Source organism: Streptomyces sp. NPDC096136, from assembly GCF_044763325.1.
Lineage (GTDB): Bacteria > Actinomycetota > Actinomycetes > Streptomycetales > Streptomycetaceae > Streptomyces.
In genome coordinates this window covers 1-15,598 of sequence record NZ_JBIWFZ010000035.1, presented here as the reverse complement: position 1 = coordinate 15,598, position 15,598 = coordinate 1, and the positions used below count along the sequence as shown (strand labels likewise).

Here is a 15,598-nt window from a genome sequence, read left to right as displayed (position 1 = left end):
CGACCCCGGGCAGCGGTCCTCCGGGGGCGCGCCCGGGTGCGTCCGGGCGCAGGGCCGGGCCCCCGCACCCCCGGCACCGCCGTCCCGGCGGCGGGGGTCAGCCCGCGGCGCCCGCCGGTGCTTCCAGACCCCGGGCGGTGATCAGCTGGGCGGTACCGTCGGCGAGGCGGTAGGAGAGGCCCACCACCGCCACCTCGCCGGCCTCGACCCGCTCGGCGAGCAGGCGGGAGCGGTCCAGCAGCAGGTCGACCGTGTGCCGTATGTGCTCGGCGATGAAGTCGCCGTCCTCGCTGTAGCCGGCGGCCCTGGCGGCCAGCACGCTCGGGGTCACGCGCTCGATCACGTCGCGCACGAAGCCGCCGGCGGTGGCGCCCTCCTCCACCGCCGCCCGCGTCGCCGCGACCGCGCCGCAGGCGTCGTGGCCGAGGACCACGACGAGCGGGCAGCCCAGCACGCTCACGCCGTACTCGATGCTGCCGAGGACCTCCGTGCCCACGACGTGGCCCGCGGTGCGCACCACGAAGAGGTCGCCCAGGCCCCGGTCGAAGATGATCTCGGCGGCGAGCCGGGAGTCGGCGCAGCCGAACAGGACGGCGAACGGCGTCTGCGCGGGCGCGATCTCCGCACGGCGGGCCGCGTCCTGGTTGGGGTGCACGGGCGCACCGGCGACGAAGCGCTCGTTGCCGGCCAGGAGTGTCGCCAGGGTCTCCTGGAGATTCATTCGATCAGCGGTCATGGCCGCAGACTACGCGGAATCGGGCCGCCCAGCCGTGTGAGGAAGATCCCCCCGGCGATGGGCGGCGCCCGACCCGCCGGGACCGTCGGCTGTCGGAGCGGAAGGCCCCGTGGACGCGGCGGTGTCCCGGCCCCGCGCCCACGCGGGTCAGGGTGCGTCCACGTCCGCCGCCGCGGGTCACCGGCCCCCGGTCAGGGCCTGCGGCAGGGTGTGCAGCAGTTCGAGCCGGCGTTGCACGGCTTCCGTCGCGCCCGGCCGCCGCCCCGGGACCCGGCGGCGCAGGCCGACCAGGCGCGGTCCGAGTTCCCGGGCTCGCGCCGCGTCGCGCACGGCCTGCCACTGGTGGTGGGCCCGGTCCACCGCGGCCTCCACGTCCGGGTCGTCCGGGGCCTGGCGGCGGGTGAGCCGCGCGTCGACCGCCGCCATCCACAGCTCGCAGCTGCCGGCCGCGTCGCCCGCGATGCGGGCCAGGTCGGCCCGCACCTCCAGCCACTGGACCGCCTGGGCGGAGCCGCGGCCGTAGCTCTGCACCGCCCAGCCCTCCCACCGCGCGGCGAGCGACGCCGCGTGGTCGTGGTGGCCCGCGCGTGCGGCGGCGAGGATCGCGGGGAGCGGGTCGGCGGCCGTCTCGGCGTCGGGCTGCTCCCTGCGCGCCGGGACCGGGGCGGACACGGCCTCCGCGGTGAGGAACAGCGCCCCGGGCCGGCCCACTTGGGCTGCGGCCTTCGCGTGGAGCTCGGCCAGCGGCGGTGTCAGACCGCTCCGCCAGATGCTCGCCACGGCCTGGAGGTAGACGGGGTCCGTGACCCGCTGGCGGCGCGGTGGCGGGGCGATGCGGCCGTAGAGCGCGATCCCGGGGCCGAGGGTCAGGCCCTCCGCGCCGATCCGCTGCCAGGTGTCGGCCGTCGCGACCAGGTCGACGAGGAGGGTCGTGCTCCCCGGCCGGCGCGGCTTGAGCTCGCTCGCCAGCCAGGCCCACGGAAGTCCCGTGTAGCGCACGGTGGACGGGGTCGTTCGGGCGAGGGCCATGTGGATCGCGCCCTGTCTGGTGTCGAGCTGGAGCTGGCCCGCGAGGAGCAGGGTGAGGGGGCCGGGGGTGGCCGCGGCGGCACGGATGCGGGTGAGGACGGTCTGCTGATCGGTGGGATCGGCCAGTTCCACGATGGTCCCGGCGGCCGTGCGCGTCAGGGAACCGGGCGGGCAGGCCGCCAGCGTGGACAGGACGCGGGCGGCGTCGATCAGTCGGCCCTTGCCCACCGGGGCGGCCGCCAGGAGCAGCGCGGTCCCGGGTGCGTTCGTCTCGCCTGTGCTCACACCAGCACGGTACGCCCTCAGGGGCAGCGCCGTGGCATATGAAGATGATCACATGGGATGCCGAAGTCGCCACCCCGTCGCACCTCTTCGGACGACCGGCCCGTCTGGCTAGGCTCCCGGGCATGGAGACGGGCGAGCGGTGGACGCGGTGGAACGGACTGCGGGGACGGGTCCCCGCGTGGCATCCCGTCGGCGTGGTGGTCGAGTCCGACGGGCCGGTCGTACGCCGGCACTACGGGACGCACGGCACGGTCGAACACGCCCCGCTCGTACCCGGTACCGATCCGGCCGCACTGGTCGGGCGACAGCAGGACGCCTTCACGGAGCGCGGCGAGCCGGTGGAGTGGAAGGTGTACGGACACGACTCGCCGGACCTGGCCCCGGCACTGACGGCGGCGGGGTTCCTCCCGGGACCGGAACGCTCCGTACTGGTCGCCGCTCCCCGGCGCGCCGGGGAGCCCGGGCGCGTGACCGGGCCTCACCTGCCGGACGTGCGCCACCTCCACGCCGTGCGGGAGCAGGCCGAGCGGGCCTGGAAGCTCGCGGTCGGCTCCCCCGGCCCGCACGCGCTGCCCTATGCCGAGATGAGCGCGGACGGCGCCTCGGACGACGGGGACGTGTACACCGAAGTCCTGCTGGAGGACGGGCTCGTCGTCGCCGTGGCGTGGATGCACGCCGACGCGGGCGCCCCCTTCGCCACCGTCGGCGGCCTGACCCGGGACGACGCGGATTTCGTGACGGCCTGCACCGACGAGTGGCGCGGCCGCCGGCCGCGTACGGCCCTCCTCGCCGAGGCCGGGGGCACCCTGCGCACGGGCCTCCTGGAGGCCGGCTTCACCGAGGCCACCACCGTGCGCTCCTACCACTGGAGTCCGCCGGGCACGCCCGAACCCGACCGGCCCGCGCAGTTCCTCGACTGGCTCCACGACGATCTGCCGCTGTGGGACCGCTTCTGCGCGGACTTCGACTTCACGCCGAGCATGACCCACCGGCCCGCGATCACGGAGCCGTCCCCGTCGGCCGTCTGGAACCTGCACTCCCACCACCGCATCGTCGCGGACCTCGCGGCGGAGCTCGACGCCGTCGTCCAGCGCGGACTGCTCGCCGCCACCGGGCCCGGGGAGTCGGTGTACTGGCTGGACTGGCAGCACGACGGCTACCGCTACGACCCCCGCCGCACCGGTGTGCCGGGCCGGCCGCCCCGTCCGGGCCCGGGCACCTACCCCGACGGCGACTACTACCTCCACCTCACCCACGACCTGCGCCTGGGCACCTTCGGCCACCCCTGGGAGCAGACCCTCACCATCTGGGGGCCCGCGCTCCTCGCCGCCGTCGAGGACGAGCTGACCGCACTCCTCGGAGCACCCGTCAGACGCCGGGACGCGGTGCGGCGCGGGCCGGACCGCTCGGCGGGGCGGCCGTGACAGCCCTGTGACCGCAATTGTGGCTTCGGTCACTGGCCCGGCACACGCGCCGCTGGTGGAGTGGCCCGATGCGGAAAACCACTCCCCTCCTGCCGGCCCTCGCCTCGGTCCTGCTCCTCACGGCCTGCGGGACCCAACGGGCGGGCGCCCCCGGGGCGTCCGTCACGGCCCCGGCGACGGACGGTGTCCGGATCACCTCCGTGACCGCCCCCTCCGGCGCTCGCGACTCCGGGATCTCGGCCGCCTACGAAGTCACCAACGGCGGTACCCGGCCACTGACCTACACGATCCTCTTCGACTTCACCACGGACGCCGGGGAGGTCATGGGCAACACCCTCGAAACCGTACGCGCGGTCGGCCCCGGCGCGACGGTGCGCGGCTCGGTCCGGCCGGCCCCGGGCCCCGGATCGTCCCGGGCGACCCGGGTCAAGGTCTCCCGGGTGACCAAGGTTCCCGCCGCCGAGGCACCGCCCGCCTCCGGGGAGTGCCCGCCTTCCGGCATCCGCGTCACCACGGACGACGGCGACGCCGCCATGGGGCTGCGCGTGGTGGGCCTGCACCTGGAGAACTGCGGGAAGAGCGACTACCCGCTCGACGGCTACCCGTTGCTGGAACTGCTGAACGAGGACCGTGCCCCCGTCCCCGGCATCCGGATCGTGCAGGGCAGCGGCGGCATCACCACCGGCACCGGGTTCGACGACCCGGCCCGCCCCCTGGTCCTGAAGCCGGGCGAGAGCGCCGTGTCGGGCCTCATGTGGCGCAACACCACCGAATCCGGGGACCCCGTGAACGTCCCCTACGTCAGGGTGCGGGCCCGGGAGGGCGCCGATCCGGTGACGGTGACGCCCCACCTCGATCTCGGCACCACCGGCAGACTCGCCGTCCGCGCCTGGACGCGTCCGCCGAAGTAGGTTCGGAGCGGCCGGTGCCGGCCCGGAACGGTCCCGGAACCGCCGGGTGGCGGGGAGCCTGTCAGTGCCGGGTGGCACCCTGGGCGCGTGCTGATCGACGGATACGACGACGCCCCCCTCGTCGCGGCGGAGGACCTGCCGGCCCTGCCGGGGTTCTGGGCCGCCTACCTGCTGTGGATGTGCCAGACCGAGGAGAACGAGCCGGATCCGCTGTGGTTCGGCGCCGACGAGGCCGACACGGACGCGGCGTACGAGGCCCTGACCGCGGAGGAGCACTGGCCGGTCTTCCGCATCCCGTTCGCCGACGGCCACACCGCGGTCGTCGTGGGCCGCAACCTCGAGGACGATCCGGGGACGGAGTACTTCGTCTCCCACCCCGAGTGGGACCGGCACGGCCACCTGGCCACCATCGACGGGCACCAGGCCGGACCCGGGCTGTCCTGGCGCGAGCTCACGCACATCGCCGGCACGCCCGACCCCGGGGCTCCCGGCGTCCAGGCTCAGCCCGTCCGCCTGCTGCTCCTGCTTCCGGCCCTCGGCGACCGCGACCTGCCCGCCGACGCGGTCGAACGGGTCGGCGAAGCGCTCGTCGCGGTGGGCGTCCCCGAAGACGGAGCGCACGGGGTCGCGGAGGCCCTCCTGCACGACCACCCCCTGTGGGAGCCGGCCCAGTGGTCCCTGCCCTCGCCCTCCCCGCTCTCGGGCACCGCGCAGCGGTTCCCCGGCATCCTGTCCTGCGACGAGTCCGGCAGCCCGCGGTGCGGGGTCCGCCTCGCCCAGGGAATCAGCCGCGGACACAGCGACCGCCTGGCCCACGCCCTCGGCACCTGGCCCCCGCGCATGTGACCACATGATGATTCCTTCGTTGTCCGCAGCGTGGGACAACGTCAAGGTTCCGGAGCCGGGCTGCGCCAGGCCGAGGCGATCATCGTCGAGCGCTACCCCCAACTGCTGCGTCTGGCCTACCTGGTGCTGCCGCCGGACCTCGACCGGCACACGCGGCTGCTGCGCGCCCACCGTGCCGTCCAGCACTCCCTGAGGGGCGCGGGGCGCCGGGCGCGGCAGGGCGGGGACCCGCTGGTGGCCGTGCGGGCCGAGGTGGTGCGGCACGCGGCCGGGCGGCGGCGCGGGCCGTTCCCGCCGTGGGTGTGGGGGCTGCGGATGTGGCCCACCGCCGAGGGGCTCGACGAGGCGGCGCGCGGGCTGGCGGGGCTGTCCCCGTACGCCCGTGCGGCGCACGTGCTGTGCCGGTACGACGGGCTGGACGAGGACACCGCGGCGGAGGTGCTCGCGCAGGCCGGAGCCGGCGATCCGGGCGGAGGGGTACGGGCGGCCCTCGCACCCGGCGCCGGACCTGGAGCCGCGGCGGGGCCGCGGGAGGGGGCTCCCGGGGGAACGGGCGCCGGTGCCGGGCCGGGCAGGGAAACGATCTTGCACCCGGCGGACGTCCACACCCGTCCCACCGACCTGCTGCTGCGCCGCACCCGCGTCCGCGCCGCCTGGGGCATCGCCGCCGTCCTGCTGCTGGCCGCCGCGCTGACCCGGGCCACCGTCGCCGGGCCGGACTCCGGGCTCCCCGCCACCTACGCCGGAGCACCCGCCGCCCGCGCCGCCCTCGATCCGGCGCTCCTGGTCCGGGTGCCCGCCCAGGCCTGGGCCGACACCGGCCGGGTGGACTTCACCGCCTGGCCCGCCCGCGGTCCGCGCACCGGGGACCGGGCCCTGCTGGCGCGGGCCCTGGGCACCTGGGCCGCGCCGCCCTCCGGGACGGCCGTCACCTTCGCCCCCTCGGCCTCGGCCGAACCGCCGGGACACCCGCCGCAGCTGCTGTTCGCGGGCGAGCCCCGGCCGGGAACGGCCGTGGTCGTGTTCCTCGACGCCGACCGGGTCGTGCGCTACACGGAGCAGGGCGGCCGCCGCAGCCTGGACATCGCCCGGACCGACGACGCCGGCGTCACCACCGCGGCCGCCGTCACCCTGACCCGGGACGGGAGCACGGCCCGTCGGCTCCTCGCGCCGTGGATCGCCACCGCCGGGGTCCGGGACCTCGCCGCCCCCGCCACCGCCGCCCGGCCCCTGCCGATCGGCCCCGACGGGACGGTCACGACCGGGTTCGCGCACGAGGACGCCGGCCGGCAGGAGCCGGATGCCGACGCGGGCGGCGGCGCGGGGGGCGGGGGCTGCGGGCCGCGTCCGGTCCTGGAGGTCGCCTCCTCGCCGCGCATCGTGGAGAAGCACGCCTTCCTCCTCGCCGACCGCGGCGGGCTGCTCCCCGTCCACCTCACCTACACCCCGCCCGCGGAGGGCGCCGACGCGCCGCCGGCCCGCCAGCCCCGCGAGGCCACGGGGCCCGCCGCCTCGGCCCGCTGGGCCCAGGAGGCCTGCGCGCTGGACGCGGTGGACGGGCGGACGGTCCGGGCGGTCAACCTGTGGGACTTCGCCGTCACGGAACTCCCCGAGACCCCCGGCCGGGCCGTCTGGTCCTGTACCCGCGCAACCCGCTGGACCGGGCAGGGCGACGTCCAGATCCGGCTCCGGCCGCCCGCGGGTGCCTCGGTGGCCGTGGCCCGGGCCCAATCCACGGCCGCCTGCGGACGCTTCGGGCAGCACCTCCTCGCGACGACGCTCTGGCGGGCCCCGTCCGGCCGCGCCTACCAACTGGCCGCGGGCAGCCGGGAGGTGGCGGAGATCGACGCCACGGGATCCCTGCACTCCCGTACGCCCGGCCGCACCCTCGCCGTCCCGGCGCCGCCGGCCCCCGCTCCCCCGGCCGCCCTGACCGCGACTCTGCGCAGCGGCGCGGTGATCACCGCCCTGGACTCCCGGGGCGGCGGCCGGGACTGAAGAGGACACCACCCGCCCGCCGTCGGCGCCGCGGCGGCACACGCCCGCCCCCCCCTGACTGCGGTCTGACCCGTGCGGGGGCCCCGGGCGGGGCCGGACTGCGGGTGGCGGACCGTCACGGGCTGGCGCGCCACGGCACGGTGGCGGCCGGGCTCCGCTGACCGGGAGGGCCTGCGGATGCCCGATCCTTGAGGCATGCGCGCCGCCCGCCTGATCCGCATGGCCCTCCTCGTCCAGTCGAGCCCCGGCCTGACCGCCGCCGCCCTGGCCCGGGAGCTGGGCGTCTCCGAGCGCACCGTGATCCGCGACGCCCAGGCGCTCCAGGAGGCGGGGGTACCCGTCCGGTCCGAGCGCGGACGCACGGGCGGCTACCGTCTGGCGCCCGGCCACCGCACGCGGCTGACCTCCCTCCACCCCAGCGAGGCGGAGACGCTCTACCTGTCCGGTCTGCCCGAGGCGCTGCGCGACCTCGGGCTGTCGGGGCCGGCGGACACGGCCCGGCTGAAACTGTCGGCCACCCTGCTCCCTTCGCTGCGTGCGGCGGCCGAGTCGTCGGTGCGCCGGTTCCACCTCGACGCCCCGGCCTGGTTCCGCGAGCCGTCGGCGCCCGAGCTGCTGCCGGAGCTGGCCCGCGCCGTGTGGTCCGACCGCACGGTCGGGCTGGAGTACGCGCGGCCCGGCCGGGACGGCGCGGCGCCGCACGGGGTGAGCCGGCTGCTGGAGCCGTACGGGCTCGTCCTCAAGGCGGGGGTGTGGTACGTCGTGGGCCGCGTCCCGCAGGAGCGGCCGGGCCGGGCCGGCGCCTGGCGTACCTACCGCGTGGACCGGGTCACGGCGCTGTCCCCGGCTCCCGGCGCCGCCGAGCCCTTCGTCCGCGACCCGTCGTTCGACCTGGCCGCGTACTGGCAGGAGCACGCCGCCGGGTTCGCCCGCGCGCTGCTGCGCGCGACCGCCACGGTACGTCTGACGGAGGCGGGTCTGCGGCGCCTGCCCGCCGTGGCGGATCCGGCCGGCGTGGACGGGGCGCTGGCGTCCGCGACCGCCCCGGACGCGGCCGGACGCGTCACGCTCGACCTGCCGGTGGAGTCGGAGGAGGTCGCCTTCGCCCAGCTGGCCGGGCTGGGCGCGGACGTGGAGGTGCTGGGGCCGCCGGGCCTGCGCGCCCGCTTCCGTGAGAACGCGCGGGCCCTCGCCGCCCTGTACGTCACGGAGCCGGAGGATCAGCGGTAGTCGTCGGGCGTGCCCTCCTTGCCGCCGTACACGACGTCCTCGAAGTACGCCCAGGCGTCCGGCCGGCTGCCGTCCACGTCCCGTACGCCGTAGACCCTGGCGAGCTCGCCGCTGGAGGCGGACTTCCCGTTCCAGCGGGCGGCCCGGTCCGGGTCGGCGGCGAGGGCGGCGACCGCGCGGGCGAGGTAGTGCGGCGACTCGGCGATGCCGAAGGCCGGCTCCCGGGCGATGGCGTCGCGCCAGTTGTCCTCCGTCACGCCGAAGTGGGCGAGCATCTGCTCCGAGCGCAGGAAGCCCGGGGTGACGGCGATCGCCGTGCCCCCGTACTCCTCCAGTTCCCGGCCCAGACCGAAGGCGATGCGGATCGGGGCGTTCTTCGCGAGGTCGTAGTAGAGGTTCTCGCGGTAGCGGCGGTTGGAGCGTGCCGTGCCGTCAGTGACCTCCACGTGCAGGGGCGCCTCCGAGCGGACCAGGAGGGGGAGGGCGAGCGCGGCGGTGATCACGTGCGAGCGCACCCCGAGTTCCAGGACGCGCAGTCCGTCGGCGAGGGGGGTCTCCCAGCTCTTCTTGCCGAAGATGGAGCCGGCCATGAGGTGCTCGCCGCCCCAGAGGTCGTTGACGAGGATGTCGAGGCGTGCGTGGTCGCGGTCGATCCGGTCGACGAGGGCCCGTACCCGGTCCTCGTCCAGGTGGTCGGTGGGCACGGCGATGCCGGTGCCCCCGGCGGCCGTGACCAGCTCGGCGGTCTCCTCGATGGTCTCCGTGGTCCGGCCGACCTCGCTGACGTGCTCGCGGGTGGTGCGTCCGGTGACGTAGACCGTGGCACCGGCCCGGCCGAGTTCGACGGCGAGGGCGCGTCCCGCGCCGCGGGTGGCCCCGGCGACGAGGGCGATCCGGCCGGCGAGCGGGCGGTTCCGGTCGGGGTGCTGGGTGTCGGTGTCCTGGTTCATGTCACTACCGTGCACTCCAAAGGTGACAGTTCATGGCACCTTTTCCCGCGACTTCCCACGACTTTCCTTCCGGCCCTTCCATGCCGCCATTCCGTGCAGCCCTTCCGTGCAGCCCTTCCGTGCGGGCCGGGAGAATCGCCCCATGCGCATGGTGATCATCACGACCGGTTCACGGGGGGACGTAGCGCCCTACACCGGACTGGGGCGGCGTTTGCTGGAGGCAGGGCACGAGGTGGCTGTGGCCGCCCATCCGTCGTTCGCCGCGCTCGTCGCCGGCTGCGGGCTCGGCTTCCGGCCCGTACCGGGAGACCCGCGGGGGCTGATCCGGGAGTGGGCCCGGGCGGCCTCGCGGGACGAGGTCCGGGCGCTGACGCGGGCGTATGCGGACGGCATCGCCGACGGGGTGGCCGGGGTGGTGGCCGGCGGAGCCGACCTGCTGCTGACGGCCTCCGGTCCGGCCCCCCTGGCCCGGACGGCCGGCGAGGCGCTCGGCGTCCCGGTGATCGGCACCTACCTCGTCCCGGCCCACCCCACCGGCCGCTTCGCTCTTCCCCCCGCGCGCAGCTCCGGCCGGACGGGGCCGGAGGGCAACCTCGCCGCGGGGCGGGAGGTGGTGAGGCGCGCGGAAGACGTCTTCTCGGGTGCCGACACCCGGCTGCGGGCCCTCCTCGGGCTGCCCGCCCGGGCGCCCGCGAGCCGGCCGGAGGTCCGGCCGGTCTTCCACGGCTTCAGCCCGCTGGTGGTGCCGCGGCCCGCGGACTGGCCGTCCTGGGTGGGGGTGGCGGGCTACTGGTGGCCGGCCCGCCCCGCCGGCTGGCAGCCCCCGGCCGACCTGGCCGACTTCCTCCGGGCGGGCCCGCCCCCGGTGTTCATCGGGTTCGGCAGCATGGCGGTGGGGCAGGGGGAACGGCTCGGCGAGCTGGTGGCCGGGGCGGTCCGGCGGGCCGGGGTGCGGGCGGTGGTGCAGGCCGGGTGGGCCGGGCTGGACGGGCGCGGTGCCGACGTCCTGGCCATCGGCGACGTCCCGCACGACTGGCTGTTCCCGCGGACCGCCGCCGTCGTCCACCACGCCGGGGCGGGCACCACCGGGGCCGGGCTGCGGGCGGGCGTGCCCGCCGTGCCCGTCCCGGTCATGGCCGACCAGCCGTTCTGGGCGTCGCGGCTGGTCGGGCTGGGGGTCGCACCCCGGGTCCTGCCCTTCCGGGAGCTGACGGCCGCAGCCCTCGGGGCCGCGATCGCGGACTGCCTGTCCGATCCGGCCCACCGCCGCCGCGCGTCCGCACTCGCGCGCGGGATCGCCGCGGAGGACGGCGCCGCCCCGCTGCTGGCCCATATCGGCTCGGCCTTCCCCGGCTGACCTGCGCGGCCCGGACGGCCGGGACCCGCTTCCCGGGAGCCCGGGAGCTCAGCGGGAAGGGGTGGCCCCCGTCGGCGGGGCGGGCGTGCGGAAGACGCCCGCCCGCCCCGCCGCCGCGGCGCCCGCCGCGGCCCGGCCGGGGAGGGCCGGGTCCGGGGCGGCCCGCAGGAGCAGCAGCTCGTGGTAGAGCGGGGCCGTCGCCGCGACCAGGAGCGCGCGGGCGTCCACCGGGTCCGGGAGCTCACCCCGCGCGGTGGCGCGGGCGACGACCTCCGCGCAGCGGGCGTAGCGGTCCTCCCAGAAGCGGGACAGGGCGCCGGCCGCCTCGGCCGAGCGGAAGCCCGCGGCGATCAGCGCCGTGGTCAGGCCGGTGGCGCCACCGGCCAGGGCTTCGTAGACCTCCCGGTTGAGTGCGGTGAGGTCCCCCTCCAGCGATCCGGTGTCGGGCGGGCTCCACGCGTCGTCCGACGCGGCGTCGAGCAGGTCCGCCAGCAGACCGCCGACGTCGCGCCAGCGCCGGTAGACCGTGGTGCGGTGCACGCCCGCGCGTTCCGCGACCGCGTCGACGGTCAGCCCGTCGTACCCGCCCTCCACCAGCAGACCACCCGTCGCCGCCAGGACCTGTGCGCGGACCCGGGCGCTGCGGCCGCCGGTCCGGCGCCGCGGCGGGGCCGGATCCCGATCGGCCGGATCCCGCTCGTTCCCGTGGCCGAAATCTTCGCTTGCGTGTGCCGAGGCATCCATGGAACGATCTTAACGCAACTTCCGTCGCAATAAGGAGTCCTCTGATGGTTCTCACCCGCACCTCCCTCCCCTTCTCCCCCGCCGTCCTCCCGTCCTCGGCCGACCACCCGGAGCCGCAGCATGACCGCACAGCTCACCGCGCTTGACCTCTGCATGTCCTACGAGGGCCGCCCCGTCCTCGACTCCGTCGACTGCTCCGTCCCCGACGGCACCCGCCTCGGCATCGTCGGCGAGAACGGATCGGGCAAGTCGACCCTGCTCCGGCTGCTCGCCGGGGTCGAGCGCCCCGACCGCGGCTCGGTCACCGTCCGCGCGGACGGCGGAATCGGCCACCTCGCCCAGGAGGAGGCCCTTCCAGCCCGGCTCACCGTCCGGCAGGTCGTCGACCGCTCCCTCGCGGCGCTCCGCGCCATGGAGGACCGGATGCGCGGGCTCGAAGCCCGCATGGCGGACGGCGACACCGGCGCCGAGGTCCTCACCTCCTACGCCGAGCTGCTCACCGCCTTCGAACTGCGCGGCGGCTACGACGCCGACGCCCGGACCGAACGCGCCCTGCACGGCCTCGGACTGCCCGGACTGCCCCGCGACCGCACCGTGGGCGAGCTCTCCGGCGGGGAACGGGTCCGGCTGCGGCTGGCCGCGCTGCTGGCCTCCGCCCCCGAGGTCCTGCTCCTGGACGAACCGACCAACCACCTCGACGACGCCGCCCTGACCTGGCTGGAGGAGCACCTCCGCGCCCGCCGCGGCATCACCGTCGCCGTCTCCCACGACCGGCGGTTCCTCGAACGCGTCGCCACCTCCCTCCTGGAGGTCGACGGCGACCTGCACCGCACCGTCCGCTACGGCAACGGCTACGCCGGCTACCTCGCCGGGCACGCCGCCGACCGGCAGCGCCGCGCCCAGGCCCGCGCCGCGTGGTGCCGGGAGGTGGCCGGGCTGCGGGAGTCCGCCGCCGTCACCGCCCGCCGGGTCGCCCCGGGCCGGGCCATGAAGGACGGCAACAAGATGGCGTACGACCGCGCGGCCGGCCGGGTACAGCAGTCCCTGGCGAGCCGGGTCCGCAACGCCGAGGAGCGCCTGGCGCGGCTGCTGGCCCGCCCGGTCCCGGCACCGGCCGACCCGCTGCGCTTCACCGCCGTGCCCCTCGCCACCGCCACCGTCGACGACGGCGACGGCGACGGCCCGGGCGGTACGGCCCTCGCGGCGTACGGCGTGTCGGTGGCGGGCCGACTGGCACCCGTGGACGTGACCGTGCCGGCCCGCGGCCGGATCCTGGTCACGGGCCCGAACGGAGCCGGCAAGAGCACCCTGCTCGGTGTCCTGGCCGGCACCCTCGCCCCCGACCGCGGGCAGGTCGTCCGCCGCGCCCGCACCGGACTGCTGGCCCAGCACACCGCCGTGGCCCGTCCCCGGCGGACCCTCCTCGAGGCCTTCGCCGCAGGCCGCCCGGGCACACCCGAGGAGCACGCCGAACGGCTGCTGTCGCTCGGCCTGTTCGCCCCCGAACGGCTCACCGCCGAGGTCGGCGCCCTGTCGGCCGGCCAGCGGCAGCGTCTGGCCCTGGCCCGGCTGGTCACCGAACCGGCCGGCGTCCTGCTGCTGGACGAGCCCACCAACCACCTCTCCCCCGCACTGGCCGAGGAACTGGAGGAGGCGCTCGCCGCGTTCGCGGGCGCCGTGGTCGTCGTCAGCCACGACCGCGCGCTGTGCGGCCGCTGGCAGGGCGACAGGATCGTCCTCCGCGCCCCCGACCCGGCCGTCGCCGCCTCGGCGTGAACCCCTCCGCGCGACCCCGTCCGCCCGCCTCCTCCCTTCCCCCTCCCCGCAAAGGTCTCCGCATGCCCTCCGTCAGCCCCGCCCGCCTGATCCACACCTACGACCTCCCCACCGGCGGCGCCGGCCCGTACGCCCTGGCCGTCGGCCCCGACGGCAACCTCTGGTGCACCCTGGTGCACGCCGGACGCATCGCCCGCCTCACCCCGGACGGCCGGATCGACGAGTTCCCGCTGGACTCGCCCGACTGCGGCCCGACCCTCATCACCGCCGGGCCGGACGGCGCCCTGTGGTTCACCCGGCACCGGGACCACCGCATCGGCCGCATCACCACCGACGGCCGGGCCCGCTCCTACGCCCTGCCGGGCACCGCCCCCGGACCGTACGGGATCACCGCGGGGCCCGACGGAGCGCTCTGGTTCACGCTGCTCAGCGCCGGGTCCGTCGGCCGCATCACCCCGGACGGCGAGATCACCGAACACCCGCTCCCCGTCAGCGGCTCCTTCCCCTCCTTCCTCGCCGCCGCCCCCGACGGCGCGCTGTGGTGCACCCTCAACCAGGAGCACGCCCTGGCCCGTATCACCCCGACCGGCGCGTCCCGGCTGTTCCGGCTGCCCACCGCCGGCGCCGCTCCGGTCGGCCTGGCGGCGGGGCCGGACGGTGCCCTGTGGTTCGCGGAGATCGGGGCCGGCCGGATCGGCCGCCTGGATCCGGACCGGCCGGGGTTCACGGAGCACCCGCTGCCGGACGCCCGGTGCCGGCCCCACGCGGTGGCGGTGGCACCGGACGGCGCCTGCTGGTTCACGCAGTGGGCCACCGGCCGCATCGGCCGCATCGCCGCCGACGGCCGGCTCACCGAGATCCCCCTGCCGGACCCCGCCTGCGAACCCCACGGCCTCGCCTTCGGCCCCGACGGCACCCTGTACGTCGCCCAGGAGACGGGCGACGTCACCCGCTGGGACGTCAGCGCGGCCGCGCACGGCTGAGCCCCGCGCCCCGCACACGCCCTCCGCGCCCCCCAGTGCGGGTTCGGCCGAATTCCATTCATCATGCACGCACCGCGTGCCACGATGGCGGACGAGATCGACCACCTGCCCAGCGCAGCGACACGAAGGAGTCCGCCCGTGACCACCCACCTCAGGCGGGGTGCCGGCCCGCGGTTATGCGCGGCCCTGTTGGCCGCCCTCTGTACCGTCATCGGCACCACCGCGCTCGGCGCGAGCCCCGCGGCGGCCGCCGACCAGCGCCGCCCGGTCTACGCCATCGCGCACCGCGTCGACACCCTGGCCGGCGTGGACGCCGCGCTCAAGCACGGCGCCAACGGCATCGAGATCGACGTCTGCGCCTGGTGGAACCCGAACGAATGGCGCGCCTACCACGACTGCTCGTCGGCCGGTGACAACCGGCTGGGCCCGAGCTTCGACAGCATGGTCGACCGCATCGTCTCCCAGGCCGGCGCGGGACACCGGCTCGCGCTCGTCTGGCTGGACATCAAGGACCCGAACTACTGCGGGGAGCAGGAGAACCGCGGGTGCAGCGTCGCCGGACTGCGCGACAAGGCGCAGCGGCTGACGGCTGCCGGGATCCAGGTGCTCTACGGGTTCTACGAGTACCACGGCGGCAGCACCCCGGACGTCGGAGGCCGGGGGTGGAAGAGCCTGGAAGGCAGGCTCGGCCCCCTGGAGGGCATCACGACGACCGGCACCCGCGACCGGGTGCAGGGCGCGTTCGACGGTTCCGGCTCCGGGTTCCCGGCCGGGCACCGGGTGATGGACTACGGCGACAGCGACATCACCAAGGGCTTCGGCAACTGCACGGAACCCACCTACTACACCTGCGCGGAACTGAAGAAGGGCGCCGCGGACCGCGACGCCGGGCGGCTCGCGGCCACCCTGTCCTGGACCACCACGTACAACGACCCGTGGTACGTGGACAAGCTCCTGGGCGACGGGCGCGTGGACGGCATCATCGCGGGCTACGGGGCCTTCACCGGAGTGCGCGAGTACGACGACGCCTGGCAGTGCGCCAACGCCGTCGGCCTCGTCCGCGACTGGGTGAACCGCCACGCCGGCACCCACCGCATGGCCACCCCCGGTGACCGCCTGTTCCGGTAGCGCGGCACGCGCCAACGCGAGGACGCCCGGCCGGGAGGTTCCCGTCGGGCGTTCCGATGCGTCAGCCGTACTGCCGTGCTGCTGCTGTGCCGTTGTGCTGCCGGTGGCTTAGACCGTGTCCTATGTGGTGAGGCGGACGAGTCGTTTGTAGCAGCAGATGGCGGCGGCGAGGCCGAGGAAGGCGAGGTAGTTGCGGGGGTG

13 protein-coding genes are annotated in these 15,598 nt (G+C 76.4%); 9 read left to right on the top strand and 4 right to left on the bottom strand.

Annotated elements, in window-relative coordinates; genetic code table 11:
* Positions 1 to 97: 97 nt before the first annotated feature.
* Both ACIRBY_RS37410 and ACIRBY_RS37405 read right to left on the bottom strand, forming a co-directional pair.
* Positions 98 to 736, bottom strand: a complete 639-nt coding sequence (locus ACIRBY_RS37410; protein WP_403909489.1) for a carbonic anhydrase — start codon at positions 734 to 736, stop codon at positions 98 to 100.
* Positions 737 to 913: 177 nt separating this feature from the next.
* Positions 914 to 2,050 (bottom strand): hypothetical protein, encoded by a 1,137-nt coding sequence (locus ACIRBY_RS37405; protein WP_403909486.1) that lies wholly within the window; start codon positions 2,048 to 2,050, stop codon positions 914 to 916.
* A gap of 122 nt (positions 2,051 to 2,172) precedes the next feature.
* On the opposite strand from ACIRBY_RS37405, the gene ACIRBY_RS37400 reads away from it, so the two are divergent.
* The 5 genes from ACIRBY_RS37400 to ACIRBY_RS37380 all read left to right on the top strand — a co-directional run bounded on the left by ACIRBY_RS37400 (position 2,173) and on the right by ACIRBY_RS37380 (position 8,459).
* Positions 2,173 to 3,474, top strand: coding sequence for a DUF2716 domain-containing protein (locus tag ACIRBY_RS37400; RefSeq protein WP_403909483.1), 1,302 nt, complete (start codon positions 2,173 to 2,175; stop codon positions 3,472 to 3,474).
* A 68-nt stretch (positions 3,475 to 3,542) separates the two neighbouring features.
* On the top strand, positions 3,543 to 4,385 hold the full coding sequence (locus ACIRBY_RS37395) for a DUF4232 domain-containing protein (protein WP_403909480.1): 843 nt from the start codon (positions 3,543 to 3,545) through the stop codon (positions 4,383 to 4,385).
* Positions 4,386 to 4,472: 87 nt separating this feature from the next.
* Positions 4,473 to 5,231 (top strand): hypothetical protein, encoded by a 759-nt coding sequence (locus ACIRBY_RS37390; protein ID WP_403909477.1) that lies wholly within the window; start codon positions 4,473 to 4,475, stop codon positions 5,229 to 5,231.
* 30 nt (positions 5,232 to 5,261) lie between these two features.
* Complete coding sequence (locus ACIRBY_RS37385; RefSeq protein WP_403909475.1) at positions 5,262 to 7,229, top strand: hypothetical protein; 1,968 nt, start codon at positions 5,262 to 5,264, stop codon at positions 7,227 to 7,229.
* Between the two features lie 195 nt (positions 7,230 to 7,424).
* Positions 7,425 to 8,459: a helix-turn-helix transcriptional regulator gene (locus ACIRBY_RS37380; protein WP_403909472.1), complete on the top strand. Its 1,035-nt coding sequence runs from the start codon at positions 7,425 to 7,427 to the stop codon at positions 8,457 to 8,459.
* Here the strand turns inward: ACIRBY_RS37380 and ACIRBY_RS37375 are convergent.
* Entirely contained in the window at positions 8,450 to 9,409 is a 960-nt protein-coding gene (locus tag ACIRBY_RS37375) for an SDR family oxidoreductase (RefSeq protein WP_403909469.1), read from the bottom strand. The two genes, ACIRBY_RS37380 and ACIRBY_RS37375, sit on opposite strands and share 10 nt — an antisense overlap.
* 142 nt (positions 9,410 to 9,551) lie before the next feature.
* Here ACIRBY_RS37375 and ACIRBY_RS37370 point away from each other — a divergent pair, with 142 nt between their 5' ends.
* Positions 9,552 to 10,766 (top strand): glycosyltransferase, encoded by a 1,215-nt coding sequence (locus ACIRBY_RS37370; protein ID WP_403909466.1) that lies wholly within the window; start codon positions 9,552 to 9,554, stop codon positions 10,764 to 10,766.
* Between the two features lie 48 nt (positions 10,767 to 10,814).
* Here the strand turns inward: ACIRBY_RS37370 and ACIRBY_RS37365 are convergent, their stop codons facing one another.
* The gene (locus tag ACIRBY_RS37365) at positions 10,815 to 11,510 is read right to left on the bottom strand and encodes a TetR/AcrR family transcriptional regulator (protein WP_403909463.1); all 696 of its coding nucleotides are present in this window, start codon (positions 11,508 to 11,510) and stop codon (positions 10,815 to 10,817) included.
* Positions 11,511 to 11,630: 120 nt separating this feature from the next.
* Between ACIRBY_RS37365 and ACIRBY_RS37360 the strand changes: the two genes are divergently transcribed.
* From ACIRBY_RS37360 to ACIRBY_RS37350, 3 genes are all read left to right on the top strand, one after another.
* Entirely contained in the window at positions 11,631 to 13,286 is a 1,656-nt protein-coding gene (locus ACIRBY_RS37360; protein WP_403909459.1) for an ABC-F family ATP-binding cassette domain-containing protein, read from the top strand.
* 62 nt (positions 13,287 to 13,348) lie between these two features.
* Positions 13,349 to 14,269 (top strand): virginiamycin B lyase, encoded by a 921-nt coding sequence (locus ACIRBY_RS37355; protein WP_403909456.1) that lies wholly within the window; start codon positions 13,349 to 13,351, stop codon positions 14,267 to 14,269.
* Between the two features lie 189 nt (positions 14,270 to 14,458).
* A complete protein-coding gene (locus ACIRBY_RS37350) occupies positions 14,459 to 15,397 on the top strand; it encodes a phospholipase (protein WP_403909453.1) in 939 nt (312 codons plus the stop codon).
* The last annotated feature ends 201 nt before the right edge of the window (positions 15,398 to 15,598 follow it).

Coding starts and splice junctions, on each gene's coding strand:
- ACIRBY_RS37410 (WP_403909489.1), bottom strand. CDS start 736: ATGACCGCTGATCGAATGAATCTCCAGGAGACCCTGGCGACACTCCTG.
- ACIRBY_RS37400 (WP_403909483.1), top strand. CDS start 2,173: ATGGAGACGGGCGAGCGGTGGACGCGGTGGAACGGACTGCGGGGACGG.
- ACIRBY_RS37395 (WP_403909480.1), top strand. CDS start 3,543: ATGCGGAAAACCACTCCCCTCCTGCCGGCCCTCGCCTCGGTCCTGCTC.
- ACIRBY_RS37380 (WP_403909472.1), top strand. CDS start 7,425: ATGCGCGCCGCCCGCCTGATCCGCATGGCCCTCCTCGTCCAGTCGAGC.
- ACIRBY_RS37375 (WP_403909469.1), bottom strand. CDS start 9,409: ATGAACCAGGACACCGACACCCAGCACCCCGACCGGAACCGCCCGCTC.
- ACIRBY_RS37370 (WP_403909466.1), top strand. CDS start 9,552: ATGCGCATGGTGATCATCACGACCGGTTCACGGGGGGACGTAGCGCCC.
- ACIRBY_RS37365 (WP_403909463.1), bottom strand. CDS start 11,510: ATGGATGCCTCGGCACACGCAAGCGAAGATTTCGGCCACGGGAACGAG.
- ACIRBY_RS37360 (WP_403909459.1), top strand. CDS start 11,631: ATGACCGCACAGCTCACCGCGCTTGACCTCTGCATGTCCTACGAGGGC.
- ACIRBY_RS37355 (WP_403909456.1), top strand. CDS start 13,349: ATGCCCTCCGTCAGCCCCGCCCGCCTGATCCACACCTACGACCTCCCC.